Source organism: Pantoea sp. Pa-EAmG (assembly GCF_030024295.1).
Classification (GTDB): domain Bacteria; phylum Pseudomonadota; class Gammaproteobacteria; order Enterobacterales; family Enterobacteriaceae; genus Pantoea; species Pantoea dispersa.
Genome location: NZ_JASEWO010000046.1, coordinates 1 through 26,608 on the forward strand (window position 1 = coordinate 1; position 26,608 = coordinate 26,608).

At 59.2% G+C, this 26,608-nt stretch carries 25 protein-coding genes; 14 read left to right on the forward strand and 11 right to left on the reverse strand.

What is annotated here, in order from left to right:
* Positions 1–29: 29 nt before the first annotated feature.
* From argT to hisP, 4 genes are all read left to right on the forward strand, one after another.
* Positions 30–812 (forward strand): lysine/arginine/ornithine ABC transporter substrate-binding protein ArgT, encoded by a 783-nt coding sequence (gene argT, locus QMM04_RS08765; RefSeq protein WP_031280032.1) that lies wholly within the window; start codon positions 30–32, stop codon positions 810–812.
* Positions 813–1,005: 193 nt separating this feature from the next.
* The gene (locus tag QMM04_RS08770; RefSeq protein WP_282996022.1) at positions 1,006–1,692 is read left to right on the forward strand and encodes a histidine ABC transporter permease HisQ; all 687 of its coding nucleotides are present in this window, start codon (positions 1,006–1,008) and stop codon (positions 1,690–1,692) included.
* Entirely contained in the window at positions 1,689–2,405 is a 717-nt protein-coding gene (locus QMM04_RS08775; protein ID WP_021509186.1) for an ABC transporter permease, read from the forward strand. Before QMM04_RS08770 ends, QMM04_RS08775 begins: the two co-directional genes overlap by 4 nt.
* Before the next feature lie 8 nt (positions 2,406–2,413).
* On the forward strand, positions 2,414–3,187 hold the full coding sequence (gene hisP, locus QMM04_RS08780; RefSeq protein ID WP_058769896.1) for a histidine ABC transporter ATP-binding protein HisP: 774 nt from the start codon (positions 2,414–2,416) through the stop codon (positions 3,185–3,187).
* 102 nt (positions 3,188–3,289) lie between these two features.
* On the opposite strand, the gene QMM04_RS08785 is transcribed toward hisP, so the two are convergent.
* Positions 3,290–4,237, reverse strand: a complete 948-nt coding sequence (locus QMM04_RS08785) for a sugar-binding transcriptional regulator (RefSeq protein ID WP_282996024.1) — start codon at positions 4,235–4,237, stop codon at positions 3,290–3,292.
* Positions 4,238–4,433: 196 nt separating this feature from the next.
* Here QMM04_RS08785 and dalD point away from each other — a divergent pair, with 196 nt between their 5' ends.
* The 3 genes from dalD to QMM04_RS08800 are packed head-to-tail and all read left to right on the forward strand — an operon-like array spanning position 4,434 to position 8,608.
* A complete protein-coding gene (gene dalD / locus QMM04_RS08790) occupies positions 4,434–5,816 on the forward strand; it encodes a D-arabinitol 4-dehydrogenase (protein ID WP_282996025.1) in 1,383 nt (460 codons plus the stop codon).
* 12 nt (positions 5,817–5,828) lie between these two features.
* Positions 5,829–7,298, forward strand: coding sequence for a xylulokinase (gene xylB, locus QMM04_RS08795; RefSeq protein ID WP_238561767.1), 1,470 nt, complete (start codon positions 5,829–5,831; stop codon positions 7,296–7,298).
* Between the two features lie 29 nt (positions 7,299–7,327).
* Positions 7,328–8,608: an MFS transporter gene (locus QMM04_RS08800; protein WP_262264414.1), complete on the forward strand. Its 1,281-nt coding sequence runs from the start codon at positions 7,328–7,330 to the stop codon at positions 8,606–8,608.
* A gap of 49 nt (positions 8,609–8,657) precedes the next feature.
* On the opposite strand, the gene QMM04_RS08805 is transcribed toward QMM04_RS08800, so the two are convergent.
* Genes QMM04_RS08805 through QMM04_RS08815 form a run of 3 tightly spaced genes read right to left on the reverse strand, consistent with a single transcriptional unit; the run spans position 8,658 to position 12,385 of the window.
* A complete protein-coding gene (locus tag QMM04_RS08805) occupies positions 8,658–9,872 on the reverse strand; it encodes a cytochrome c (RefSeq protein ID WP_021509192.1) in 1,215 nt (404 codons plus the stop codon).
* Positions 9,869–11,635, reverse strand: coding sequence for a GMC family oxidoreductase (locus tag QMM04_RS08810; RefSeq protein ID WP_021509193.1), 1,767 nt, complete (start codon positions 11,633–11,635; stop codon positions 9,869–9,871). The genes QMM04_RS08805 and QMM04_RS08810 overlap by 4 nt, the downstream gene beginning before the upstream one ends.
* Positions 11,636–12,385 carry a gluconate 2-dehydrogenase subunit 3 family protein gene (locus QMM04_RS08815; protein ID WP_256737258.1) on the reverse strand — a complete coding sequence of 250 codons (750 nt, stop codon included), beginning with the start codon at positions 12,383–12,385 and terminating at the stop codon, positions 11,636–11,638.
* 278 nt (positions 12,386–12,663) lie between these two features.
* On the opposite strand from QMM04_RS08815, the gene QMM04_RS08820 reads away from it, so the two are divergent.
* Positions 12,664–13,428: an SDR family oxidoreductase gene (locus tag QMM04_RS08820; protein ID WP_058775818.1), complete on the forward strand. Its 765-nt coding sequence runs from the start codon at positions 12,664–12,666 to the stop codon at positions 13,426–13,428.
* Between the two features lie 56 nt (positions 13,429–13,484).
* On the opposite strand, the gene QMM04_RS08825 is transcribed toward QMM04_RS08820, so the two are convergent.
* Positions 13,485–14,354, reverse strand: a complete 870-nt coding sequence (locus QMM04_RS08825; protein ID WP_282996028.1) for an MBL fold metallo-hydrolase — start codon at positions 14,352–14,354, stop codon at positions 13,485–13,487.
* Positions 14,355–14,526: 172 nt separating this feature from the next.
* On the opposite strand from QMM04_RS08825, the gene QMM04_RS08830 reads away from it, so the two are divergent.
* Entirely contained in the window at positions 14,527–15,414 is an 888-nt protein-coding gene (locus QMM04_RS08830; protein WP_238561771.1) for a LysR substrate-binding domain-containing protein, read from the forward strand.
* A gap of 17 nt (positions 15,415–15,431) precedes the next feature.
* On the opposite strand, the gene QMM04_RS08835 is transcribed toward QMM04_RS08830, so the two are convergent.
* Positions 15,432–16,328 carry a TIGR01777 family oxidoreductase gene (locus QMM04_RS08835; RefSeq protein ID WP_021509198.1) on the reverse strand — a complete coding sequence of 299 codons (897 nt, stop codon included), beginning with the start codon at positions 16,326–16,328 and terminating at the stop codon, positions 15,432–15,434.
* A gap of 204 nt (positions 16,329–16,532) precedes the next feature.
* On the opposite strand from QMM04_RS08835, the gene yfcF reads away from it, so the two are divergent.
* Positions 16,533–17,174, forward strand: a complete 642-nt coding sequence (yfcF, locus tag QMM04_RS08840) for a glutathione transferase (RefSeq protein ID WP_238561772.1) — start codon at positions 16,533–16,535, stop codon at positions 17,172–17,174.
* A 105-nt stretch (positions 17,175–17,279) separates the two neighbouring features.
* On the forward strand, positions 17,280–17,825 hold the full coding sequence (gene yfcD / locus QMM04_RS08845) for an NUDIX hydrolase YfcD (RefSeq protein WP_021509200.1): 546 nt from the start codon (positions 17,280–17,282) through the stop codon (positions 17,823–17,825).
* 45 nt (positions 17,826–17,870) lie between these two features.
* Here yfcD and QMM04_RS08850 read toward each other — a convergent pair whose 3' ends face one another.
* From QMM04_RS08850 to ackA, 3 genes are all read right to left on the reverse strand, one after another.
* The gene (locus tag QMM04_RS08850; RefSeq protein ID WP_088517047.1) at positions 17,871–19,130 is read right to left on the reverse strand and encodes a 4-aminobutyrate--2-oxoglutarate transaminase; all 1,260 of its coding nucleotides are present in this window, start codon (positions 19,128–19,130) and stop codon (positions 17,871–17,873) included.
* Between the two features lie 146 nt (positions 19,131–19,276).
* Positions 19,277–21,421 carry a phosphate acetyltransferase gene (gene pta / locus QMM04_RS08855; RefSeq protein WP_176428128.1) on the reverse strand — a complete coding sequence of 715 codons (2,145 nt, stop codon included), beginning with the start codon at positions 21,419–21,421 and terminating at the stop codon, positions 19,277–19,279.
* 69 nt (positions 21,422–21,490) lie between these two features.
* Positions 21,491–22,693 carry an acetate kinase gene (gene ackA, locus QMM04_RS08860; RefSeq protein ID WP_021509203.1) on the reverse strand — a complete coding sequence of 401 codons (1,203 nt, stop codon included), beginning with the start codon at positions 22,691–22,693 and terminating at the stop codon, positions 21,491–21,493.
* 339 nt (positions 22,694–23,032) lie between these two features.
* Here ackA and yfbV point away from each other — a divergent pair, with 339 nt between their 5' ends.
* The 3 genes from yfbV (at position 23,033) to QMM04_RS08875 (ending at position 24,804) form a co-directional block, all read left to right on the forward strand.
* Entirely contained in the window at positions 23,033–23,485 is a 453-nt protein-coding gene (yfbV, locus tag QMM04_RS08865) for a terminus macrodomain insulation protein YfbV (RefSeq protein WP_021509204.1), read from the forward strand.
* Positions 23,486–23,635: 150 nt separating this feature from the next.
* Positions 23,636–24,130: a YfbU family protein gene (locus tag QMM04_RS08870; RefSeq protein ID WP_021509205.1), complete on the forward strand. Its 495-nt coding sequence runs from the start codon at positions 23,636–23,638 to the stop codon at positions 24,128–24,130.
* Positions 24,131–24,144: 14 nt separating this feature from the next.
* Positions 24,145–24,804 carry a sugar phosphatase gene (locus tag QMM04_RS08875; protein ID WP_058780303.1) on the forward strand — a complete coding sequence of 220 codons (660 nt, stop codon included), beginning with the start codon at positions 24,145–24,147 and terminating at the stop codon, positions 24,802–24,804.
* A gap of 25 nt (positions 24,805–24,829) precedes the next feature.
* On the opposite strand, the gene yfbR is transcribed toward QMM04_RS08875, so the two are convergent.
* The gene (gene yfbR, locus QMM04_RS08880) at positions 24,830–25,429 is read right to left on the reverse strand and encodes a 5'-deoxynucleotidase (RefSeq protein WP_021509207.1); all 600 of its coding nucleotides are present in this window, start codon (positions 25,427–25,429) and stop codon (positions 24,830–24,832) included.
* A gap of 70 nt (positions 25,430–25,499) precedes the next feature.
* On the reverse strand, positions 25,500–26,608 hold a 1,109-nt coding region (locus QMM04_RS08885), incomplete at its 5' end, for a pyridoxal phosphate-dependent aminotransferase (protein ID WP_282996030.1).

Here is a 26,608-nt window from a genome sequence, read left to right on the forward strand (position 1 = left end):
ACAATAAGCACTTCACTTGAGGGTTACCTATGAAAAAGCGAGTTCTGGCTCTTTCTCTGATGCTGGCTATGTCCGGCGCTGCGAGCGTGTTCGCAGCGGTACCGCAGTCGCTGCGCATCGGGACCGATCCAACTTACCCGCCGTTTGAGTCCAAGAACGCGCAGGGCCAGCTGGTTGGCTTTGATATCGACCTGGCCAACGAGATCTGTAAGCGTATCAAGACCAAATGTACTTATGTGGAAAGTGATTTCGATGCGCTGATCCCGTCGCTGAAAGCGAAGAAGATCGACGCCATCATCTCTTCACTCTCGATCACCGAGAAACGTCAGGAAGAGATCGCCTTCTCGGAAAAACTGTATGCAGCGAACGCGCGTTTAGTGGCGCCGAAGGGGTCTAAACTGCAGCCGACCATTGAGTCGCTGAAGGGCAAGAACATCGGCCTGCTGCAGGGCACCACGCAGGAAACCTACGCCAATGAATACTGGCGTCCAAAAGGGGTGACCGTCACGCCGTATGCCAACCAGGATCTGGTGTATCAGGACCTGAACGCTGGCCGTATTGATGCGGCGTTCCAGGATGAAGTGCAGGCGAGCGAAGGCTTCCTTAAGCAGCCGGTCGGGAAAAACTACGCGTTCGCCGGTCCTGCGGTGAAAGATGACAAAATCTTTGGCGTCGGCACCGGTATGGGCCTGCGTAAAGATGACGCCGATCTGAAAGCTGCCATTGACAAAGCCTTTAACGACATGCGCAAAGACGGTACCTACGACAAGATTGCGAAGAAGTACTTTGATTTCAACGTTTACGGCGATTAAGACTCCTGTTCCTGAACGGGTGTATTGAGTCACGCTAACGTGGGTCATAACTATTCACTCCGGGCGCTTACTTATGTAAACTCCCGGAGTTCATACGCTTGCCACCATCCTTCCGTGATTCACATCCTGGTCAGGACTGTCCGTGTGTTGTTGGACAGCGTTTGTTTATTTCCCTCACGACAGGATCGAACCCATGTTTTATGGCTATTCTGAAGTAATTCTCAAAGGCACGCTGGTGACCCTTGAGCTGGCGCTCAGCTCGGTGGTACTGGCCGTGGTGCTGGGCCTGATAGGGGCCGGCGCCAAACTCTCCCGCAATCGCCCGCTGGCGATGATTTTTGAAGGCTACACCACGCTCATCCGTGGCGTGCCCGACCTGGTGCTGATGCTGCTGATCTTTTACGGTCTGCAGATTGCCCTCAACGCCGTAACCGATGCGCTCGGCATGGCGCAGTTTGATATCGACCCGATGGTGGCCGGTATTATTACGCTCGGCTTCATCTACGGTGCTTACTTCACTGAAACCTTCCGTGGCGCGTTTCTCGCGGTGCCGAAAGGGCAGATTGAAGCCGCCACCGCCTTCGGCTTTACCGGCTCGCAAACTTTCCGTCGCATTCTGTTCCCGGCGATGATGCGCTTTGCGCTGCCCGGCATCGGCAACAACTGGCAGGTGATCCTGAAAGCCACCGCGCTGGTGTCGCTGCTCGGCCTTGAAGATGTGGTAAAAGCCACGCAGCTGGCTGGCAAAAGTACCTGGCAACCGTTCTACTTCGCGATTGTTGCCGGGGTGATTTATCTGGTGTTTACCACGCTGTCCAACGGCGTGCTGTGGTGGCTTGAACGCCGCTACTCGGTAGGGGTGAAAAGGGCAGAGTTATGATCGAGATTATTCAGGAGTACTGGAAACAACTGCTCTGGACCGACGGTTACCGTTTTACCGGCGTGGCCATCACGCTGTGGCTGCTGATTCTTTCCGTGGTAATTGGCGGCAGCCTTGCGGTGCTGCTGGCCATCGCGCGCGTGTCGCCAAATCGCTATATCTCCACGCCGGTGTGGCTGTTTACCTATGTGTTTCGCGGCACGCCGCTGTATGTGCAGCTGCTGGTGTTCTATTCCGGCATGTACACGCTGGAGGTGGTGAAAGGCTCCGAGCTGCTGAACGCCTTCTTCCGCAGCGGCCTGAACTGTACGCTGCTGGCATTTACCCTGAACACCTGTGCTTATACCACCGAGATTTTTGCCGGTGCCATTCGCGCCGTGCCACACGGTGAAATCGAAGCCGCGCGCGCCTATGGTTTCTCGCCGTTTAAACTTTACCGCTGCATCATTCTGCCGTCGGCGCTGCGCACCGCGCTGCCCGCCTACAGCAATGAAGTGATTCTGATGCTGCACTCCACCGCGCTGGCGTTCACCGCCACCGTGCCGGATTTGCTAAAAATCGCGCGCGATATCAACTCGGCGACCTATCAGCCGTTCACCGCGTTCGGCATCGCTGCGGTGCTGTACCTGATTATCTCTTACGTGCTGATTAGCCTGTTCCGCCTTGCGGAGCGCCGCTTCCTCGCGCATGTGAAACCCTCTTCGTCGCACTGAGTATGACTATGGCTGAAAATAAATTAAGCGTTACCGAACTGCATAAGCGTTACGGTGAACATGAAGTTCTGAAGGGCGTGTCGCTGCAGGCCAACGCCGGCGATGTGATCAGCATTATTGGCTCGTCCGGTTCCGGGAAAAGTACCTTTTTACGCTGCATCAACTTCCTCGAAAAGCCGAGTGAAGGCACCATCGCGGTTAACAACGAGGCGATAAACCTGGTGCGCGACACCGATGGCCAGCTGAAAGTGGCCAACAAGGAGCAGCTGCGTTCGCTGCGTACCCGGCTGACCATGGTGTTCCAGCACTTTAATTTGTGGAGCCACATGACGGTGCTGGATAACGTCACTGAAGCACCGATTCAGGTGCTGGGGCTGAGCAAAGCCGAAGCGCGTGAGCGGGCAATTAAATACCTCGATAAAGTCGGTATTGATGCGCGCGCGCGTGCCAAATACCCGGTGCATCTGTCAGGCGGCCAGCAGCAGCGTGTCTCGATTGCCCGCGCGCTGGCGATGGAGCCGGAAGTGTTGCTGTTTGACGAACCGACCTCGGCGCTCGATCCGGAGCTGGTAGGCGAAGTGCTGCGCATCATGCAGAAGCTGGCCGAAGAGGGCAAAACCATGGTGGTAGTAACGCACGAGATGGAGTTCGCCCGTCACGTATCCAACCACGTGATTTTCCTGCATCAGGGCAAAATCGAAGAGCAGGGCGCGCCAGACGAACTGTTCGGCAACCCGAAAAGCCCGCGCCTGCAGCAGTTTTTGAAGGGATCGTTGAAATAGGTTTCTGAACCGTAGCGGCGCAATGTACTGCGCGTTTCCCGGCGATGCGGCGGACAAATCCACGCGATACAGCGCGCCGCGACGAATCACAGAAATTTTTAATTAATCATTCAGCAGTTTCAGCGCGGTGTCTTCATCCGTCACCAGCCCGGAGATCCAGCCGCCGTGCAGCGCGGCGTGAATCGCTGCGTATTTGCGCGCGCTGCCGGCAAAGCCAATGATATTGCGCTGCGTCTGGCTCTCCAGCAGCACGCTGGTCAGCAGCTCATCGGTTTCGCCGTACACCCGCTCTCCCTGCCGATTGAAAAAATGCCCCAGCATTTCACCTACCACGCCGCGCGCGTTGAGCGCTTCTACCTGCGCATCGGTGATAAAGCCTTCGGCATTGAGCGGGCAGCCCGGCATTACTTCGCCAATGCCGACAAACGCCACGTTCGCCTGTAGCGCACGCTGGGTGACGCGCTGATAGACCTGATGCTGCACCCACATCGTCTTATCCTGCGGCGTGTCAGCATACAGCGGCGCCGGAATGAAGAAATATTTGCCCTGCATCTTCTCCGCCATTTTCAGCGGTACGTCGTAGCGGGTACCGGAATCGTCACGCGCAATCGCGCCGATCATCGACACACACTGATGCTGTGGCCGTTCAACCCACGGCAGCGCATCAATCATTGAGCGCAGCGTTTTGCCGGAACCGATGCCAAACACCTGCGGCGTCTCTTCGTTGATAAACTGCGCCATCACCGCCGCGCCTTCCACCGCCAGCATTTGCTGAATCGCCTCATCATCCAGCCCGGCTGACGGCACCACGCGGCACAGCGTCAAACCAAACTTTTGTTCGATCTCGCGCGCCAGATGCAGGCAGTGCGTAACCGGATGGTCGATCTTCACGCTGACCATGCCCATTTCACGCGCGCTGGAGACCAGCCGCTGCGCCACCTGCCGCGATAAGCCCAGCGCGCGCGCAATCTCCTGCTGCGTGACGCCCGCCACGTAATACATCCACGCTGCCCGCGCTGCCAGCTCCTGCTTCTTCTCTTCTCTGCTCATCGCCTTGTTCCGTCAAACTCCGATGCGCCAGTTTATCGCGTCTTGCCCCTGAAGCGTTAACTGAGCAAAAGCCCTAAAAAAGAGCAAAAGTATTAAATGTGATGGATCTCGCAGAACGATCGCCCCGGCGGCGACTATGCTACGCCTCATCGGGCAAATGCCCTCCATTGTGGCAAATGTTTATTTCGAGGCAACTATGACGACGAAATCAGTGTGGATGCATATCGGCGCAGGCTCTTTTCACCGCGCGCATCAGGCGTGGTATCTGCACCAGCTGCGCCAGCAGGGCGATGACAGCTGGAGCATCGCGCTCGGCAACATCCGCGGCGATGCGGTAGCGCTGCTCAACCAGCTGCAGACGCAAAACGGCGAGTACGTACTGGAAACTGTAACGCCGGAGGGCGAGCGCGCGTATGAAACCATTACTTCGCTGCGCACCATTCTGCCGTGGGACGCAGAGATCAGCGCGCTGGTGGCGCAGGGCGCCAGCGCTGAGACAAAAGTGATCGGTTTTACCGTGACCGAAGCGGGTTATTACCTGACGCCGGCGCATGAACTCGATCTCAGCCAGGCGGATATTCAGGCCGATCTCCATGGTGAGGCGCGCACTATTTACGGCGCGCTGACCCGCATTCTGCGCCAGCGCGTGGCCAGCGGCGGTGCGCCGGTCACGCTGCTCAACTGCGACAACCTGCGTCACAACGGCGAACGTTTCCGTCACGGCATGCTGGCGTTTCTCGCCGCGCAGGGCGACAGTGCGCTGGCCAGCTGGGTGCGCGATAACACCACTTCGCCAAACACCATGGTGGATCGCATCACGCCGCGCCCCACGCCGGATGTTGCCGAACGCGTCAAAGCGGCCACCGGCAAAGACGATGGCGCGGCGGTGATGGCGGAATCGTTTATCCAGTGGGTGATTGAGGATGATTTTATCGCCGGACGCCCGGCGCTGGAAAAGGTGGGCGTGGAGCTGGTGGCGTCGGTGCTACCGTGGGAAGAGGCGAAAATCCGCATTCTCAATGCCACGCACGCAGCGATTGCCTGGGCCGGCACGCTCACCGGCCATGACTACATTGATGACAGCACGCGTCAGCCCGCGATCTATCAGCTGGCGTACGACTACATCACGCAGGACGTGATCCCGTCACTGTCGCCCAGCCCGCTCGATCTGGCGGATTACCGCGATGTGGTGCTGGCGCGCTTTAGCAATCCCTACATCAAAGACACCAACCAGCGCGTTGGTGCCGATGGACTGTCGAAGATTCCCGGCATGGTGACGCCGACGCTGCGCGAATGCTATCAGCGCGGCGCAGAACCGACCGCTACCGCCGTGCTGCCAGCGCTGTTCTACCTGTTCCTGCAACGCTGGGCCAGTAACCAGCTGCCGTATGCGTATCAGGATGGCGTGCTCAATGCTGACGCGCTGCGCCAGCAGCTGAGCGGCGAGAATGCGCTACAAACCTTCCTCAGCGACCGCGCGCTGTTTGCCGAACTGGCCGATGACCGTGCTTTTCATGCGCTGGTGACGCGCAGCGTAGACGCCATAGAGCAGCAGCTGCTGCAGCCGGCGACGGTGTAAGGAGCGCACAGCATGTATCTCGGCATTGATATTGGCACCTCAGAACTCAAAGCGCTGATCGTTAACCCGCAGGGCGAGATTATGGCGTCGAATCACGCCACGCTCAGCGTGCAGCGCCCGCATCCGCACTGGGCGGAGCAGGATCCCGAGCGCTGGTGGCAGGCCTGTGGTCAGGCGATCGCCGGGCTGCGCCAGCAGGCACCGGACGCGTGGGCCGCGATCCGCGCCATCGGTCTCTCCGGTCAGATGCACGGCGCCGTGCTGCTGGATGCCGCCGGTGAGGTGCTGCGGCCGTGCATATTGTGGAACGACACGCGCAGCGCGGCGCAGTGTGATGCGCTGCGCCAGCAGCATCCGCAGATGATGGAAATCGCCGCCAACCTGATTATGCCCGGCTTTACCGCGCCGAAACTGCACTGGGTGGCGGAACATGAGCCCGAAATCTTCCGCCGCATCGACAAGGTGCTGCTGCCGAAGGACTACCTGCGCTGGCGTCTGACCGGGCGCTTTGTCAGCGAGCCGTCGGACGCCGCCGGTACGCTGTGGCTCGACGTGGCGCAGCGCGACTGGTCTGACGCACTGCTGGCAATTAGCGGGCTGACGCGCGCACAGATGCCCGAACTGGTTGAGGGCAGCGCGGTCAGCGCCACGCTGCGCGCCGATCTGGCCAGCGAATGGGGCTTAGCCGCCACGGTGAGCGTGGCCGGCGGCGGCGGTGATAATGCCGCGTCGGCGGTGGGCGTCGGTGCGGTTAATGCGGGCGATGCCTTTATCTCGCTCGGCACGTCAGGCGTGATTTTTGTGGTTAACGATCGGCTGCGTGCCGATCCGCAATCCGGCGTGCACGCTTTCTGCCATGCGCTGCCGGGACGCTGGCACCAGATGAGCGTGATGCTCAGCGCCGCCAGCTGTCTGCGCTGGCTGTGCAATCTGCTGTCGGTCACCGAAAGCCAGCTGATGGACGAGATGGCACAGCTCAGCGCGGAACAGCTGCGTCAGGCACCGCTGTTTCTGCCGTATCTCTCTGGTGAACGCACGCCGCACAATGATCCGCAGGCGACCGGGGCATTTTTCCATTTACGCCACGAAACGCCGCGCGCGCTGCTCGGCTATGCGGTGATTGAGGGCGTGACGTTTGGCCTGGCGGATGGCCTGGCAGTGCTGGGCGATACGCAGCAGCAGATTCAGCAGTGCAGCCTGACCGGCGGCGGTGCGCGCAGCACGCTGTGGGCGCAGCTGATCGCCGACGTGCTGCAGCTGCCGATAGTGACCCATCCGGCCAGCGCCTCCGGCGCGCTGGGTGCGGCGCGACTGGCGTGGCTGGCCGACGGCGGCAGTGAAGCCGACGTGTGCCTGAAGCCGCCGGTGCAGGCGCGCTATCAGCCCGATGCGGCGCGCGGGGCCGTGCTGCAGCAGCGGCTGCGCCTGTTCCGTGAACTCTATGTACAACAACAGCAGGCGCGCGCGTTGCTGCCTGCCTGATCGGATTAGCGAACGGAAGGAAGATTGTCATGCAATCGAACGCATACTGGTTTGGCTTACCGAAAAAGATGTTCTGGGGCTTTCTGGCCATCGCCATTTTCATGGCCGGCGACGGCTTCGAAATGGCGTTTCTCTCGCGCCATATCACTGACATGGGCTTTACCCCGGCCCAGTCGGCGGTAGTGTTTACATTTTACGGTCTGGCCGCCGCGCTGGCAGCGTGGGCTTCCGGCGTGGTGGCGGAGCTGATTACGCCGCAGCGCGCCATGATGATTGGCTTTGTGCTGTGGATCGTCATGCATGCGCTGTTTATGTCGCTGGGGCTCGGGCTGCGTAATTATCCGCTGATGGTGCTGTTCTACGGCATTCGCGGCCTCGCCTATCCGCTGTTTATCTACTCGTTCATGATGATGCTGGTGCAGGTGCTGCCGCGTGACAAGCTGGCCGCCGCCACCGGCTGGTTCTGGGCGATGTATTCCGTGGGAATTGGCGTGGTGGGCAGCTATCTGCCGAGCCTGACCATCCCGATGCTGGGCGAAACCGGCACCTTATGGCTGGCGATTGTCTGGGTGGCGTGCGGCGGCGTGCTGGCCTACTTCAGCCTGCGCAACGTGCCGGTGGATCGTTCCCGCGTTAATCTGCCGCTGCGCGATAAGATGACGGAGATGTCGCGTGCCGTAACCATTCTGTTCACCAACCAGCATGTGTTTTATGCCTGCCTGATCCGCATCATCAATACGCTGTCGCTGTTTGGTTTTGCCATCATCATGCCGCTGCTGTTTGTCGATCGGCTCGGCTTTACCATCTCCGAATGGCTGCAGATTTGGGCGGTGTTCTTCTTCGTCACCATCTTTACCAATATTTTCTGGGGCATTACCGGTGAGAAGCTGGGCTGGATCCGTCAGGTGCGCTGGTTCGGCTGCCTCGGTATGGCGATCTCCAGCCTGGCGTTTTACTACCTGCCGCTGTATGCCGGGCATAATTTCTGGGTGGCGCTGATTCCGGCGATCATGCTGGGGATCTTTGTCGCTGCCTTTGTGCCGATGACCGCGGTGTTCCCGACGCTGGAACCGCATCATAAGGGCGCAGCGGTATCGATTTACAATCTGTCGGCCGGGCTGAGTAACTTTGTTGCCCCGGCGATTGCTTCACTGCTGCTGCCGTTCTTCGATATCGTCGGGGTGGTGTGGGCCTATACCGCGCTCTACCTGTTCGCCGGCGTGCTGACCTTTATCATTCGCGTGCCGCAGCCGGGACACACGCGGGAAGCGTCAGCGGTGAAGTCGTCGGTGGTGCAGCAGCGCAGCTAACGCTGAGCCTGTCGCACCGGCAGCCGCCGCTGCCGGTGCTGACACGGCGCTATTCCAGCTTCTGTTTCACTTTCTTCACGTCGTCAGCGCTGACCGGTGCGGCGGCATTTCCCCAGCTGTTGCGGATGTAGCTCACCACCGCGGCGATCTCCTCATCACCCAGCGTGCCGGCAAAGGCCGGCATTGCCGGTGCCGTGGGGCGGGCATCAGTATCGACTCCGCGACTACCGGCGGCGACCACCCGAATTAGCGAGGTGGCATCCTCCTGATTGAGCAACGGATTGTCCGCCAGCTGCGGGAAGATATTCTTCTCACCGCGGCCGCCCGGGCTGTGGCAGGCTGAACACTTCGCCGCATAGATTTGCGCGCCCAGCTTCATGCGATCGTCCGTCGCGGCAAGTGCGGCGGGCACTTGCTCATCACGCGATTCCCCGCTTTTCAGGTACACCGCCACCGCCTGCAGATCTTCATCGCGCCAGTGCTGCGTGGAGTGACGCACCGCGTCGGCCATCGGACCGGAAGCGATATCGAAACGGTTCACGCCGGTACGCAGGTAGCTGACGATATCCTGCTGGCTCCATTTGCCCAGCCCGCTGTGCGGGTTCGCGGTGATGTCCGGCGCCATCCAGCCTTCGACCACTTCGCCACGCAAAAACGCGCCGTTTTTATCGCCGCCGAGCAGATTTTTCGGCGTATGGCAGGTGCCGCAGTGGCCCGCGCCCTGCACCAGATACGCACCGCGATTCCACTGGGCGGATTGACGGGCGTCCGGCTGGAACGCGCCCTGGTCAAAGTTGATCCAGTTCCACACCATCAGGCTGGTGCGGATGTTGAAAGGGAAGGGCAGCTGATTGGTCTCGACCGGGTTGTGTATCGGCTGCAGCGTCTGCATCCATGCCCACAAATCCTGCAGATCCTTATCCGACATTTTGGTGTAGGCGGTGAACGGCATCGCGCCGTACAGCCGCTTGCCGCCGTGGCCGATGCCCTCGGTCATGGCGCGGCGGAAATCTTCATAGCGCCAGTTGCCGATGCCGGTTTCGCGGTCCGGCGTGATGTTAGCGCCGACCAGCGTACCAAACGGCGTCTGCAATCTGACGCCCCCGGCAAACGGCTGCTGCGGATCGGCGGTGTGGCAGGCGGTGCAGTCCGCCAGCGTGGCGATATAGCTGCCGCGCGCGTACTGATCGTATTCCGGCTGGGCGTGAGACACAAAGCTGGTAAGCAGCAGCGCGGCAGCGCACAGAGAGAGGCGTGTTTTCATGCGGTAATCATCTCCCCGGGACGTTGCAGATAGTAGTGACGAATCGCATGCGCCGCTTTGAATGCCAGCGCGCCGACGGTGCCGGTCGGGTTATAGCCCGGGTTTTGCGGAAAGGCTGACGCGCCCACCACGAACAGGTTCGGTACATCCCACACCTGCAGATGTTTATTGACCGAGCTGGTTGAGGGATCGCTGCCCATGATAAAGCCGCCAACCACGTGCGACGACTGATACGGCACGCTGCTCCAGTGGCCGGTCATCGGTTTGACAATCATCTCGCGCGGGTTCATTGATTTAGCGATTTCCGCCACTTTACCCGTGCAGTACTGCGCCATTTTCAGATCGTTCGCCGCAAAGTCGAAAGTAATGCGCAGCAGCGGTCGGCCGTGCGGATCTTTGTAGTTGGGATCGAGCGACAGATAGTTGGTGCGCGTGGTGTAGCTGCTGGCCTCGCAGCCAATCGACATGGTGCTGAGGTAGTTGTCTTTCAGCGCGCGCTTCCACTTTGAGCCCCATTTGGGCGTGTTAGGCGGCAGCGGCCGGTAGCCAATCGGTGCCGAGCCGATGGGCGTCACGCGGATGCTGCCGCCGCCGAAGAAGCCCAGACCGCTGTGGTCAAAATTATCGTTATTGAATTCATCAATGCCCATGCCCACCGCGCCGGCACCGATAAACGGGTTAAAGTTTTTGTTGTCAAAAAACAGCGTGACGCCGTTGGCGGTCTGATAGGCGTAATTGCGGCCGGTGGTGCCTTTGTTGGTGACCGGATCATAAGCCTGGCCAATGCCGGAGAGCAGCATCAGGCGCACGTTTTCAAAGGTAAAGGCGGCGACGATCACCAGATCGGCCGGCTGTTCCCACTTATCGCCGGAGGAGTCAATGTAGGTGACGCCGGTGGCCTGTTTGCCGCTGGCATCGGTCAGCACTTCCAGCACTTCGCAGTTGGTATACGCGGTAAAGTTCTCTTTGCGCATCAGCGCCGGCAGCACGGTGGTGATGGCGCTGGCTTTCGAGTAGTTGGCGCAGCCGTAGTTGGTGCAGAAGCCGCAGAAGGTGCAGGGACCCATGGTGACGCCATAGGGATTGGTGTACGCCTCGGAGACCAGCGAGGAGGGCACCGGAAACGGCTGGTAGCCGAGATTTTTTGCTGCTTCGGCAAACAGCGTCGGACCATAGGGCTGGCGCAGCGGCGGCGTCGGATAGTCGGCCGACCGCGCGCCCTCGAACGGATTGCCGCCCGCCCGTTTCTGTCCCTGAATATTGCCGGCGTAACCCGAGGTGCCGGCCACGCGCTCAAATTGCATGTAGTGCGGCTCCATCTCCTCCCAGCTGGTGCCCCAGTCCTGCAGCACCAGCTCATCCGGAATGGCACTGGCGCCGTAGCGTTCGGTCAGGTGGCTTTTCAGGCGAAACTCTTCCGGCTGAAAGCGAAAGGTAATGCCGGCCCAGTGGTTGCCCGCGCCGCCGGTGCCGTTGCCCGGATGGAACGAGCCCCAGGTGCGCATTGGCAGGGCGGTTTGCGACGGATTGTTGCGCATGGTGCAGGTGTTCTGCCGCGTGCGCAGCATCAGCTCTTCGCGCATCACGTAGCGCAGCTCGTCGGTGACGGTGCCAATATTGAAGTCACGCGCGGTGTCGCGCCACGGGCCGCGCTCAATGCCGATCACTTCCAGGCCTTCGTCGGCCAGTTCATTGGCGATAATCGATCCGGCCCAGCCGAGACCAATCACCACCACATCGGTTTTCGGTAATTTCTTCATCATCTATCCCCGTGCTTTCCATTGCGCAATGCTGATCGGCTCTAAGCCCAGATTTTCGTTATGGCGCTCAATGTATTCGCGATAGTCGTAGCGCGCGCCGGGAAAGCCCAGCATCTTCCACGACACCATGTCTTTGTTGCCGCCGTAGATCGGATCGGCAAAGAAGCCTTCCATGGTGTTGTTCAGCACCTCAAGAAACAGCGACTGCGCATCAAAGCCGCTGAAATGCACCTTTCCGGCCTCCATGTCTGCCAGCAGCGCGTCCTGCTGCGCTGGCGTCAGATCGACAAAGTTCTTTTGCGAGGTTTGCTGCACGTAGCGGTTGAGCGCCGCCAGCCCCTGGCGATAGCGCTGCTGCGGCACCAGCGGCGACTGGTCGCCCTGCTCGGTGGTGCCCTGCTGAAACGGGCCCTGCATGTAGAGGCGTTCGAAGGTGCCATAAAAGCCGTGCAGCTGGCGGTCGATAAAGACAGCGCAGCCGGCTTCTTTGCCGCCCACGCTCAGCTCGTCCGCCGGGATAATGCGGTCAACCATGGCTTCTACGGTGCGCGCTTCTTCCTCGGTGAAGAACAGCCAGCCCTGAGCCTGGAACTGTTCCGGTGGGTTATCGGCGAAGGGTGTCCAGCCGGGAGCCCCCTTGAGGGAGACGGCATCGGCGGCGCGGGTGACGCCAGCGGCAACGCCCAGCGTCGACCAGGTCAGGACCTGGCGTCGTGTGACACCGGGCAGGGTTTTGGCTCGTTTTTTCATCATCGCTTCCAGACAGAGTAACAAGATAAGGCGTAACCGGCCGGCGTGCGCGGCGGCACAACGGGCCGGAATCTTCAGTTTTTGTAAATTTTTATGGCGAATGTTAACTGTAGACGGGCTGGGGGGTGGCGACCAATAACCGTACAAAAAAGTGCACTATTTGATAATCCGCCGGTTATTTCCTGAACTAAGCGTCACGTTAAATCTGCAGGCTTCGCTTGAACTCAGCGCGCTGGCTGCCAGGCTTAACCGTTTCAACCACGAAATAACCAGGAGGAAATATGTCGCGCTTTGCAGAGAAAGTGGTGGTGATTACCGGAGCCGGATCCGGCATTGGTGCCGCAGCGGCGCAGCGTTTCGCCAGTGAAGGCGCACAGGTGGTGCTGGTGGGCAGAACCCGTGACAAGCTGGAACAGGTGCTGAGCACGCTGAGCGGAGAAAATCATCTGGTGGCACCCTGCGACGTCGGCGATGCGGATCAGGTTAAACAGCTGGCAGAGCAGGTGCAGCGCCAGTATGGGCGCGTGGATGTGCTGGTGAATAACGCCGGCAGCATCGTGCAGGGCAAAATTCACGAAGTGTCGATAGCGGACTGGAAGTCGCTGATGAGCACTGACCTCGACGGTGTATTTTACTGCACCCACTTCTTTATGCCCGCGCTGCTCAACAGTAAAGGCAACGTGGTGAATACCTCGTCGGTATCCGGACTGGGCGGCGACTGGGGCATGAGTGTCTACAACGCCGCCAAGGGCGCGGTGACCAATTTTACCCGCGCGCTGGCGATGGATTATGGCACGGACGGCGTGCGCGTTAACGCCGTTTGTCCCGGCTTTACCTTCACCGATCTCACCGAAGAGATGAAAAACGATGAGGCGCTGCTTGCACGCTTCTATGACCGTATTCCGCTGGGCCGCGCCGGTGAACCGGAAGATATCGCCAGCGCGATTGCTTTCATCGCCAGCGACGACGCGCGTTATATCACCGGCGTTAACCTGCCGGTCGATGGCGGTCTGACGGCGTCGAACGGCCAGCCGAAACAGGCGTAAGAGATAACAGGCGGAGCATCAGGTGTAATGTCACCGTCAATCCGCCTGTTAGTCGGTCATGGCTCACCCGCTTCGCCATCGTGACACGCTGACACATAGCTGGCCGTATAACCGCCGTTCTCTAACGCCACGATTCTGGCAAAGCCAGACGCGCCAAAATGCATGCCGGCAATCACCGTATTTTCCGTTGCCACCTGCTGCAAAATACGCTGGCGCGTCTCTCTGGCCATGACGGGATCGATATCGAAGGCAATGGAAACCTGCGGGCAGGCCAGCTGAACAGGCGGGTAATGCACAATATCACCCCAGATCAATAAATGCTCGCCGTCTGAATCAATGCGAAACCCGCAATGCCCCGGGGTATGACCGGGCAACGCCAGCGCACGGATTCCCGGGCTGATCTCCTCATCCGCCATTAGCTGCAGCCGCGGGCCATAAGCCTGCAGGGTGCGCCGCACCAGCGCCGCGTTTAACTGCGCGCGTTCACTCAGCTGGCTGATCGCCGCATCATCCTGCCAGAAGGCGGCTTCGCTGTGGCTGAGGCAGAGCCGGGCATGGCGAAAGACCGGCTGACCCGCGCTGTCCAGCAAGCCGCCAATATGATCGGGGTGCGCATGGGTTAATAACAGGGTATCGATGTCGTCCGGCGTTACCCCGGCCAGCTGCAGATGAGGCAGTAATTTGCCGCTCTGCGCATCGCGTTTTCCCATCCCGGTATCCACCAGAATCACGCGTCCCTGACCGTGGATCAGATAACAAAACACATGGATGTCGCCCGGCTGTGCTATGCCTGCCTGACGTTGCAGATCGACCGCATCGTCGTGGTGAATATCCGTTAATAAACTCAGACTGGCTTGCATGGTGCCGTCGCTGATGGCGCTGACCTGATATTTCCCGGTGGTGTATGAAAATATTGCCTGGCTCATAATGATCTCTGTGCGCTAATTTATTCGTTCACGTTAAACAAAATAACGCGGCAATTTTCGCGGCGGATTAGCGCGATGATAATGCTGCGTCAGTGGCTGTCAGCGCGATAATGACGCTAACACCGTTAAGGTGACCAGTGTCATTTTTGACAGAGTTGAGACCCGGATTGTCATGGACATAAAAATTTTGCGCGCCTTTGCTACTGTCGCGGCGCTGGAGCATATTGGTCAGGCTGCGGAACGGTTACATATTTCGCCGTCACCGCTTAGCCGGCAAATTCAGCAGCTGGAAAGCGAACTGGGCATGGTGCTGTTTCACCGTGAAAAGAAACGTCTGCGCCTGACGGACGAGGGTAAGCGCTTTCTCACCGAGGTGACGCCCTTTTTGCAGCATCACGAACGGCTAAAAGAGTATGCGCAGCATCTGCAGCAGGGTGACGTCGGGCGGCTGGATATTGGATATGTGGAGGCGGCTATTCACTCGCGCCTGCTGCCCGCAGCGCTGGCGCGGCTGGCACCGGGGGCGGGCATTGATGTCCGGTTGCATGCGTTACGTTCCGCACAGCAAATTGCCCGGTTAGAGGCGGGGGCGATCGATATTGCCATTGTGCATACGCTGCCGCACGATGACGCGGATTTTGTGCATAAGAAGATCGCGACCGAGCCGGTGCTGCTGGCGATGCCGGCATCCAGTGCGCTGACCGCGCCCGTGGCGGCTGATTTGCACGGTCGGGCGTGGATTGCCGACCAGGAAAATCTCAACCCTGCCGCGCGGGCGCGATTGCTGACAGCCTGCCAGCGCGCCGGCTTCCAGCCGGATATTCGTTTTGAAGTGAATGGTCCGCTGGCGGCGCTTGCCTGTGTCGAAGCCGGGCTGGGTTTCACCCTGATCCAACAGAGCCTGGCGCGCATCGTACCGGATAACGTTGTGCTGATGCCGCTACCCGATCTGGCGCTGGAGATTGTGCTGTATGCCGTCTGGCGCAGGCAGGATACCCGGCCGTTAACGGCGCGTTTCCTGCAGCAGCTTTGCCACACGCCCGCCGTGGCGCCGCGGTAAGCCTGAGCGGAGATGCGTCAGCCGGCGACATCCTGCAGCGCTTCCTGCAAATCGTACCAGCGGAAACCAAAGCCGGACTCCTCCAGCCGCTTCGGCAGCACGTGCTGCCCGCCCAGCACCAGCACGGCGGATTCTCCCATCATCAGTTTGATGGCGCTGGCCGGGGTGCGCATAAAGGCCGGACGGTGCATCACCTGGCCCAGCGTGGCGGCGAACTGCTCGTTGCGCACCGCGTAAGGCGCCACCATGTTAAACGGGCCCTGCAACTGATCGTTATCGATCAACCACAGGATGGCGTTGACCAGATCGTCCACGTGGATCCACGGCAGGTACTGTTTGCCGCTGCCAATCGGTCCGCCGACGCCAAGTTTGAACGGCAGCTTCATTTTGCTCAGCGCGCCACCTTCGCGCGCCAGCACCACGCCGGTGCGCAGCAGGCACACGCGGGTGCGCTCGCTTTGCGCCTTCAGCGCCAGCTGCTCCCAGCGGGCGCACAGGGTGTGGGTAAACTCCTCGTGGCCCGGATCGTCCTCGGTCACCACCACATCGCCGGTATCACCATAAAAGCCGGTGGCCGAGCCGGAAATCAACAGGCGCGGCGGATTGCTGCTGGCGTGGATCAGCGAGACGATTTGTTCAGTGATTTGCCAGCGGCTTTCGCACAGGCGCTGCTTTTGCTGCTCGGTCCAGCGCTTGTCGGCAATCGGTTCTCCCGCCAGATTGATGACGCCGTCAATAGCATTGAGATCGGACTGCTGGTTAATGCCCGACCACAACATCACGCGCGCATCGAGTTTTTCCCGCGCGGCCGCCACGTCACGCGTTACCACATTCACCTGATGGCCCAGCTGCAGCAGGCGCGGAATTAAATGGCGACCTATCAAGCCGGTACCACCGGTAATAAGCAGGTGCATGTTTAGTCTCCCTGTCATTAATTATCTGCTCTGAATTGAGCATAGAAGAGAAGTGCCGCTGCGGCGTGACAGCGCTTACGCTTATGATGAAAAACCGCCAGTTTGCCGTGGTCCTGCGGCAAAACATCGGACCAGCGCGCCATTGCCTTAGCCGGCAAAAATCGGTAAACATGATGCACACCTGACGCTTAGCCGAGGCAGCTAATGAACTATCCCGCCATTACCTTGTGGTCCGATTCCTGTTTTTTTAGCCCGTATGCCATGTCAGTTTATGTTGCGCTTACCGAGAAGGGCATTCCCTTTACCGTCAGGCGCGTTGACCTGTCGCGCAATGCACAGCTTGACGAGGAATACTGCGGCCTGTCGCTGACCTGCCGTGTGCCCACGCTGCAAATTGATGATGTCAGCCTGAATGAATCCTCGGCCATCGCCGAATATCTCGAAGAGCGTTTTCCGGCGCCGGAGTTTGAGCGCCTCTATCCGCGCGATCGCGAAAAACGTGCTCACGCGCGCGAAGTGCAGGCGTGGCTGCGCAGCGATTTACTGGCGCTGCGCACGGAGCGACCCACTGAAGTGCTGTTTGCTGCTGAACGCTTTGCTCCGCTCACGCCCGCTGGCGAACAGGCCGCCAGTAAACTGATTGCCGCGGTGCAGCGCCTGCTGCCGGACGGCCAGCAGAACCTGTTTGGCGAGTGGTCGATTGCCGACACCGACCTGGCGGTGATGATTAACCGGCTGGCGCTGCACGGCGATCCGCTGCCGGTGAAGCTGCAGCACTATGCAGAATTCCAGTGGCAGCGCGCCTCGGTGCAGCTGTGGCTGGCCGAGTCGGGTAAAGCACGCTAAAACCTTGCGGCGGCGAAAAGAACGCTTTACCTTAGCGCTCATTCTAATAAAGCATCGCAAACAGGCGCGTGCTGGGCACGCCGAAAACAGAGAAAGGGTTACCGGATGGTGGATCAAACGGCAGGTGACGGTATCGAGTGGGTGGATATCGTTAGCGAAGAAAACGAAGTGATTGCGCAGGCCAGCCGTGCGCAGATGCGTGCGCAATGTCTGCGCCATCGCGCTACCTATATTGTGGTGCACGACGGCATGGGCAAGATTCTGGTGCAACGCCGTACCGAGAGCAAAGATTTTATGCCGGGTATGCTGGATGCCACTGCGGGCGGCGTGGTGCAAAGCGGTGAAGACCTGCTGGAATCCGCCCGTCGTGAAGCGGAAGAGGAGCTCGGCATCGCTGATGTCCCGTTCGCCGAGCACGGCAAATTCTACTTCGAAGATCAGCACTGCCGCGTATGGGGTGGACTGTTCAGCTGCGTGTCGCACGGTCCGTTTGCCATGCAGGAAGAGGAAGTGGATGAAGTGTTCTGGATGACGCCGGAAGAGATCACCGCCCGCTGTGATGAATTCACCGATGATTCACTCAAAGCCCTGTCGCTGTGGCTGAGCCGCAACAGTGACGCGGTGCGCAGTAAGCAAAGCAGCGAAGCCTGATTCCTGCGCTTCCGCATTAAGGCACCCTAAGGGTGCCTTTTGTGTTTAATGCTGGCTGAGAATGCGGGTGAGAATGTTCAGCGCCGTACTGAACTGGGCGTCCGGAATGGTTAGCGGATAAAGAAAGCGGATCACGTTGCTGTGCACGCCGCAGGTCAGCAGAATCAATCCTTCGGCCAGCGCCTGCTGCTGAATCGCTTTGGCGATCTCCGCCGAGGGCCGGCCGCTGGCGTCATGAAACTCCGCCGCCATCATTGAGCCATAGCCGCGTACCTCGGCCAGCGCACGGCAGCCGGCGCCGTTCAACGCTTCCGCCAGCTGCGTACCGAGCCATTGCGCACGCTCGCACAGCTTTTCCTCACTGATAATATCCAGCACCGCATGCGCGGCGGCAATTGCTGGCGGATGGCCGGCATAGGTGCCGCCCAGACCACCCGGCTCCGGTGCATCCATCACCGCGGCCCGGCCGCTTACCGCCGACAGCGGAAACCCGCCTGCCAGACTTTTCGCCAGTGTGATCAGATCCGGCTGTACCTCATAATATTCGCTGGCAAACAGCCTGCCGGTGCGCGCAAAACCGCTCTGTACTTCATCGGCGATCAGCAGGATGCCGTGGCGATCGCACAGCTGGCGCAGCGCCGTCACAAACTCTGGCGGCGCGACATAGAATCCGCCTTCGCCCTGAACCGGTTCAAAGATGATGGCCGCCACCTGCTGTGGCGCGATATCGCTGCGGAAAATCGTCTCCAGACTGTCGAGCGCATCGTGCACGCTGACGTTATGCAGCGCATTGGGGTAGCGCGCGTGAAACACCGGGCTGGCAAACGGGCCGAAGCCGGTTTTGTAAGGCAGCACTTTGCCGGTCAGCGCCATGGTCATATTGGTGCGACCGTGGAACGCGCCGCTGAAGGCGATAATCCCCGGGCGGCCGGTGGCTGCGCGCGCGATTTTCACCGCGTTCTCAACCGCCTCGGCGCCGGTAGAGAAGAAAGTGGTTTTCACGGCGCCTTCAATCGGCACCAGCGCATTCAGACGCTCCGCAAGGTGAATGTAGTTCTCATACGGCACGATTTGAAACGCGGTATGAGTGAAGCACGTCAGCTGCTGCTGTACCGCCGCCAGCACTTTGGGATGCCGGTGTCCGGTATTGAGCACCGCAATGCCGGCGGCGAAATCAATATATTCCCGCCCCTGCTGGTCCCACAGCGTGGCGTTTTCGGCTTTCGCCGCAAAGAAATCACACATCACGCCCACGCCTCGCGGCGTGGCCTGTAACCGACGGCTGTGCACATCACTGTTGCTCATTGCTGACCTCGTAAGTCGCGGGAGAGTGTAATCAGTGTTAGCGCGCAGACGGGATTTTGCCAGTGCGTTTATACGGGCAGGGTTGTGGCGCAGGATAAAAAAAAGCACGCCCGGGCGGGCGTGCTGATGCGGAGCGGGGAAGGGGATTAGCCTTCAGCCTGCTGCGACTGAATCGCCGTCAGCGCAATGGTGTAGACGATATCATCGACCAGCGCACCGCGTGACAGGTCGTTAACCGGTTTGCGCATGCCCTGCAGCATCGGCCCGATGGAGATCAGGTCGGCAGAACGCTGCACCGCTTTGTAAGTGGTGTTACCGGTGTTGAGATCCGGGAAGATGAATACCGTCGCACGTCCGGCCACCGCTGAGTTCGGTGCTTTAGACTTGGCGACGTCTTCCATGATTGCGGCGTCGTACTGCAGCGGGCCATCAATCACCAGATCCGGGCGTTTTTCCTGCGCAATGCGCGTTGCTTCACGTACTTTCTCCACGTCGCTACCGGCACCGGAGTTACCGGTAGAGTAGGAGATCATCGCCACGCGTGGATCGATGCCGAAGGCTTTGGCGGAGTCGGCAGACTGAATCGCGATCTCGGCCAGCTGTTCCGGATTAGGATCCGGGTTGATGGCGCAGTCACCGTACACCAGCACCTGTTCTGGCAGCAGCATGAAGAACACTGAGGAGACCAGCGAGCTGTTCGGCGCGGTTTTGATCAGCTGCAACGGCGGACGAATGGTGTTGGCGGTGGTGTGAACCGCGCCCGAGACCAGACCGTCAACTTCGCCGCTTTCCAGCATCATGGTACCCAGCACCACGTTATCTTCCAGCTGCTCCTGCGCGACCACTTCGGTCATGCCTTTGCTCTTACGCAGCTCAACCAGGCGCGGCACGTAGTTGTCACGCACCACCTGCGGATCGACAATTTCAATGCCTTTGCCGAGCTCAACGCCCTGCGCTGCGGCCACGCGCTGAATCTCATCCGGATTGCCCAGCAGCACACAGGTGGCGATGCCGCGCTCGGCACAAATCGCCGCCGCTTTAACGGTACGCGGTTCGTCGCCTTCCGGCAGGACGATGCGCTTGCCGGCTTTACGCGCCAGTTCGGTGAGCTGATAGCGGAATGCCGGCGGTGACAGACGACGGCTGCGTTCGGATGTGGCGGTCAGCGATTCAACCCAGTCAGCATTGATAAAGCCGGCCACATACTCCTGCACTTTTTCGATGCGCTGCGTGTCGTCAGCCGGCACTTCCAGGTTAAAGCTCTGCAGGCTGAGCGAGGTTTGCCAGGTGTTGGTTTTTACCATGAACACCGGCAGGCCGGTCTGGAAGGCTCGTTCGCACAGACGGGCGATCGGCGCTTCAATCTGATAGCCGCCGGTCAGCAGCACCGCACCAATTTCGATGCCGTTCATCGCCGCCAGACAGGCCGCCACCAGCACGTCAGGACGGTCGGCTGAGGTCACCAGCAGCGAGCCCGGACGGAAGTGCTCCAGCATATGCGGGATGCTGCGCGCGCAGAAGGTGACGGATTTGACGCGACGCGTGTGGATTTCACCTTCGTTGATGATCTCCGCGTTGAGATGGCGGCACATATCAATGGCGCGCGTCGCGATCAGATCAAAGCTCCACGGCACGCAGCCCAGCACCGGCAGCGGGCTGTTGGCGAACAGTTGCTTAGGATCGATGTTGGCGATGCTGGCTTTCGAGGAGTCGTCGAAAATTTCTGACAGATCCGGACGGGTACGGCCCTGCTCATCCACTGGCGCGTTGAGTTTGTTGATGATGACGCCGGTGATGTTTTTGTTTTTGCTGCCGCCGAAGCTGCTCTGCGTCAGTTCGATGCGCTCTTTCAGCTGTGCCGGTGAGTCGTTACCCAGCGACATGACGAAGACGATCTCCGCGTTCAGCGTTTTGGCAATTTCATAGTTCAGCGCCGAGGCAAACTGATGTTTGCGCGTCGGAACCAGGCCTTCCACCAGCACCACTTCCGCATCTTTGGCGTTGGCGTGGTAGTTGGCGATGATCTCTTCCATCAGCACATCCTGCTGGTTAGAACCCAGCAGCGACTCAACGCGGGACATCGGCAGCGGAACCGCGGCCGGAATCGCGGAGTTTTTGCGAATGATGGTGGTGGTCTGGTCTGGCGCATCGCCGCCAGCGCGCGGCTGGGCGATCGGTTTGAACACGCTCAGGCGCACGCCTTTGCGCTCCATGGCACGAATCACGCCAAGGCTGACGCTGGTCAGGCCGACGCTGGTGCCGGTAGGAATAAGCATAATTGTACGTGACACTATAGAAACCTCGCGGTGTTACAGGGTGTCAAAAACAACACCGTCAGCCGAAGCTGACGGAGAGAAACATTACGCGGTGAGGCGCGCGGCGTCCTGGGCGATGACCCACTCTTCATTGGTTGGAATCACCACCGCCGGGCGGGTACCTTCTTTATTGATGAAGCCGGACTTGCCGAAGCGTGCAGCCAGGTTGCGCTCGTGGTCAACCTCGAAGCCAAGCAGACCCAGTTTGTCCAGCGCCAGCTCACGCACCATCGCCGCGTTTTCACCGATACCGCCGGTAAACACCACCGCATCCAGACGGCCTTCCATCAGCGCGGTGTAGCTGCCGATGTACTTCGCCAGGCGGTGACAGAACACATCCATCGCGCGTTTGGCATCGTCTTTGGTGGCGTAGTTATCTTCCACGTAACGGCAGTCGCTGGTGACTTCGGTCAGGCCCAGCAGGCCGGACTCTTTGGTCAGCAGTTTGTTGATCGCATCCACGCTCATGCCCAGCGTATCGTGCAGGAAGAAGACGATAGCCGGATCGATGTCACCGCTGCGGGTGCCCATCACCAGACCTTCCAGCGGTGTCAGACCCATTGAGGTATCTACGCACTGGCCGTTACGGATGGCCGCCACAGAACCGCCGTTGCCGAGATGGCAGGTGATGATGTTCAGCTCGCTGACCGGCTTGTTCAGCATTTTGGCGGCTTCCTGCGTCACATAGTAGTGACTGGTGCCGTGCGCGCCGTAGCGGCGCACGCCGTGCTCTTTATACAGGTTGTACGGCAGGGCATAGAGATAGGACTCTTCCGGCATAGTCTGATGGAAGGCGGTGTCGAAAACGGCGACATTTTTATCCGACAGGTGCGGGAAGTTTTTCATCGCTTCGTCGATACCGATCAGGTGCGCCGGATTGTGCAGTGGCGCGAAGGACGACGCGTCTTTAATGCCCTGAATGACGGACTCGTCAATCACCACCGATTGCGTCAGCTGCTCGCCGCCGTGAACGATACGATGGCCGATTGCAGCGATTTGTGCCGAAAGCTCTGGTTTTTGTGCCAGAATAGTTTTAACGATGAAGTTCAGCGCTTCGCTGTGCGCTGCGCCCGCGCCGAGCGGGGCTTCCTGTTTGCTGCCGTCCAGTTTCCACTTGATGCGCGCTTCCGGCAGGTGGAAACACTCCGCCAGACCGGAAAGGTATTCGTCACCGCTGGCTGGATTGAGAATGGCAAACTTAAGAGAGGAGCTGCCGCAGTTGAGGACCAGTACTAACTTCGTCGACATGGAAGTACCTATTTTGTTAAATAGTGGCTAAAAATAACGCAATCAGACTAACAGCGTAGCCTATGAAAGCTGGTAGATTAATGATTAACATCATGCGCTAGTCAAAAAAGAAACGACACGCAAAAAATTTCGGTAATTTTACGCAGATTTTTGAAATCCACGAAGCGAAACATGGCTCCAGCGCGCTCTTTTATTGAGCTGCGGCTTCCGGTAATGTTGCAAAAACGGCGTCAGAATACCCACTGTGACCCGCAAAGACAAAATCTTTTGAAGGATGTCACGTAAAGTTGTGTAGTTATAAAATTTTTTTAAATGTTGCAGTAATAGTTGAGGTCTACCATGGCGAATGACGCAGGCAATCCAGGCTGGTTCGGCTTATTTCAGCGCGGCCAGCACTACATGAAAACCTGGCCCGCCGACAAACGTCTGGCGCCGGTGTTTCCTGAGAACCGTGTGGTGACGGCAACCCGCTTTGCGATTCGCTTTATGCCACCGCTGGCCATTTTTACGCTGACGTGGCAAATCGCGCTCGGCGGGCAACTCGGCCCGGCGATTGCCACCGCGCTGTTTGCCTGTAGCCTGCCGATGCAGGGATTATGGTGGCTGGGTAAACGTTCCGTCACGCCGCTGCCGCCAACGCTGCTGCACTGGTTCCACGAAGTGCGCGCCAAACTGGAAGAGGCCGGACAGGCCATTGCCCCCGTCGACGGCAAGCCGACTTACCAGGCGCTGGCGGATGTGCTCAAGCGTGCTTTTAAGCAGCTCGACCGTACTTTCCTCGACGATCTTTGATCAAATGGCGCTTTTCTCTGCCAGAGAATTTGCGCCCAATCCCGGTTCAAATCAAAGAATAGTGATGCGGACATACACGCATCGCTTTCGTTGTGTAATCATTTCTGCATTGTTTAAAACTTAAGCGGCCCTGCGGCCCGGGAGTAAACCATGGAAATGACCCATGCACAGCGACTGATTCTTTCTAATCAATACCAGATGATGGCGATGCTTGAGCCGGATAACGCCGAGCGCTATCGCCGCTATCAGACTATTATTGAACGCGGCTATGGACTGCAATTGCGCGAGCTGGACAAAGAGTTCGGCGAGCTGAGCGAGGCGACCTGCCGTACGCTGATCGACATTATGGAAATGCATCATGCGCTGCATGTTTCCTGGTCCAATCACAAGGCGCCGTGCAACATTGAAGAGCGTCGCCTGGCGTTTCTCGGCTTCGACGCGGCCACCGAAGCGCGTTACCTCGGCTACGTACGCTTTATGGTTAACGTGGAAGGGCGCTATACCCATTTCGATTCCGGCACCCACGGCTTCAATGCGCAAACCCCGATGTGGGAAAAATACCAACGCATGCTGGCGGTGTGGCACACTTGTCCGCGTCAGTATCACCTCAGCGAGAATGAGATCGCGCAAATCCTCAATGCCTGAATAAGGAGCAACGTGTGAAGTACAGGGGTTTTCTGTTTGATTTAGACGGGACGCTGGTGGATTCACTGCCGGCCGTGAATCGCGCCTGGTCAAGCTGGGGCGCACGCCACGGCCTTGCTGCGCAGCAGGTGCTGGACTACATTCACGGCAAACCGGCGATCAACTCGCTGCGCCACTTTATGGCGGGCCAGTCTGAAGCAGCGATCCAGGCCGAATTTCGCTGGCTGGAGCAGCTGGAAGCAGAAGACACGGCAGGCGTGCAGGCGATTGCCGGTGCACACGCGTTGCTGACCACCCTGAACGCACTCGACATTCCCTGGGCGATTGTGACTTCGGGATCGATCCCGGTGGCGCATGCCCGTCACAAAGCGGCCGGTTTACCGCTGCCGGAGGTGTTTATTACCGCCGAGGACATTAAATTCGGTAAGCCCAATCCTGAACCTTATTTGCTGGGCGCTGAGCGGCTCGGGCTTTCTGCGCCAGAATGCGTGGTGGTGGAAGATGCACCGGCGGGCATTATCGCCGGGCTGGAAGCGGGCAGCGCGGTGGTGGCGGTCAATCCGCCGGCCGATGCGCCACGCCTGAGTGAAGTGGCGCTGCAGGTGGAAAATCTGCAGCCGCTGCACATCAGTAAACAGCTGGACGGTTACTTCAGCGTGACGCTCCGCGCCTGAAACAGCCCACGCTGAGCGGCGCAGGTTACAGCGGCGTATCCTGGGAAATTTCATCCAGCGACAGGCTGAAGCTGGGGATGAAGACTTCAACGAAGTAATCCATCTCCGGCGATCGCCGCTGCGCCAGCGTCTTCTCCAGACGGGCTTTGGCCAGCAGAAACTCGTTGTTGCCGGCCGATAGTTCTTCAAGGCACTTGAGGTAGGCGCACAGCGCATCAGCCTGTTTTACCACCGCCTGCTCGCTCTCGCTATGCAGGTGCTCATCCAGCAGCGGACGATATGCGTCCTGCAACTCAGGCGGCAGCATCTCAATCAGCTTGTGCTGCGCAATCTTTTCAATCTTCTTGTATTCATGGGCAATCTGCGCGTTGTAGTACTTTACCGGCGTGGGCAAATCGCCGGTCAGCACTTCGCTGGCATCGTGATACAGCGCCAGCATGGCGATGCGATCGGCATTCAGATTGCCGTTAAATTTTTTGTTTTTAATGATGGCCAGCGCATGCGCCACCATGGCGACCTGCAGACTGTGCTCGGAGACATTTTCCGTGCGCACATTGCGCATCAGCGGCCAGCGGTTGATGAGTTTCAGGCGGGAGAGGTGGGCGAAAAAGTGGCTACGGGTCATGGACGGTTCCTGTTGCACGGCGGGGAGCTTGTGCGGCTCCCCGAAAGTCAAACAGTATACGCGTCACAGATTACTGGCGATAGCCTTGCAGGAAGCGACCAAACTTGTTGATGGCCATCTCGAGGTCGTCCACGCGCGGCAGGGTAACGATGCGCACGTGATCCGGCCACGGCCAGTTAAAGGCAGTGCCCTGCACCAGCAGCACTTTTTCCTGCAGCAGGAAATCCAGCACCATTTTCTGGTCGTCCATGATGTTGAATTTCTTAGCATCGATGCGCGGGAACATATAGAGCGCGCCCTGCGGCTTCACGCAGCTGACGCCGGGAATATCGTTAATCAGTTCCCAGGCGCGCTGGCGCTGCTCGAACAGCCGTCCACCCGGCGCGATAAACTCGCTGATGCTCTGATAGCCGCCCAGCGCAGTCTGAATGGCATGCTGTGCCGGCACGTTAGCACACAGACGCATCGAGGCCAGCATCTCCAGACCTTCGATATAGCCTTTGGCGTGCTTCTTCGGTCCGTTCAGTACCATCCAGCCCTGGCGGAAACCCGCCACGCGGTAGGTTTTGGACAGCCCGTTGAAGGTCACGGTCAGCAGATCCGGTGCCAGCGCGGCAATCGAATGATGCTGGGCTTCGTCATACAGAATCTTGTCGTAAATCTCGTCGGCGAAGATGATCAGGTTATGCTGGCGGGCGATCTCCACGATCTCCAGCAGCAGCTCTTTGCTGTACACCGCACCGGTCGGGTTGTTGGGGTTGATGATCACGATCCCGCGGGTACGCGGCGTGATTTTGCTGCGAATATCATCCAGATCCGGGAACCAGCCCGCGGATTCGTCGCACAGATAGTGCACCGCTTTGCCGCTTGACAGCGAAACCGCCGCCGTCCACAGCGGATAATCTGGCGCGGGCACCAGCATCTCATCGCCGCTGTTCAGCAGCGCCTGCATCGCCTGCACGATCAGTTCAGACACACCGTTGCCAATATAGATATCTTCTACCGTAACGTCGCGCATGTCGCGCGCCTGGTAGTGCTGCATGATGGCTTTACGTGCTGAATAGAGACCTTTCGAGTCGCAATAGCCTTGCGCGCTCGGTAGGTTACGAATCACGTCTACCAGGATTTCATCAGGGGCTTCAAAACCAAACGGGGCAGGGTTGCCGATGTTGAGTTTGA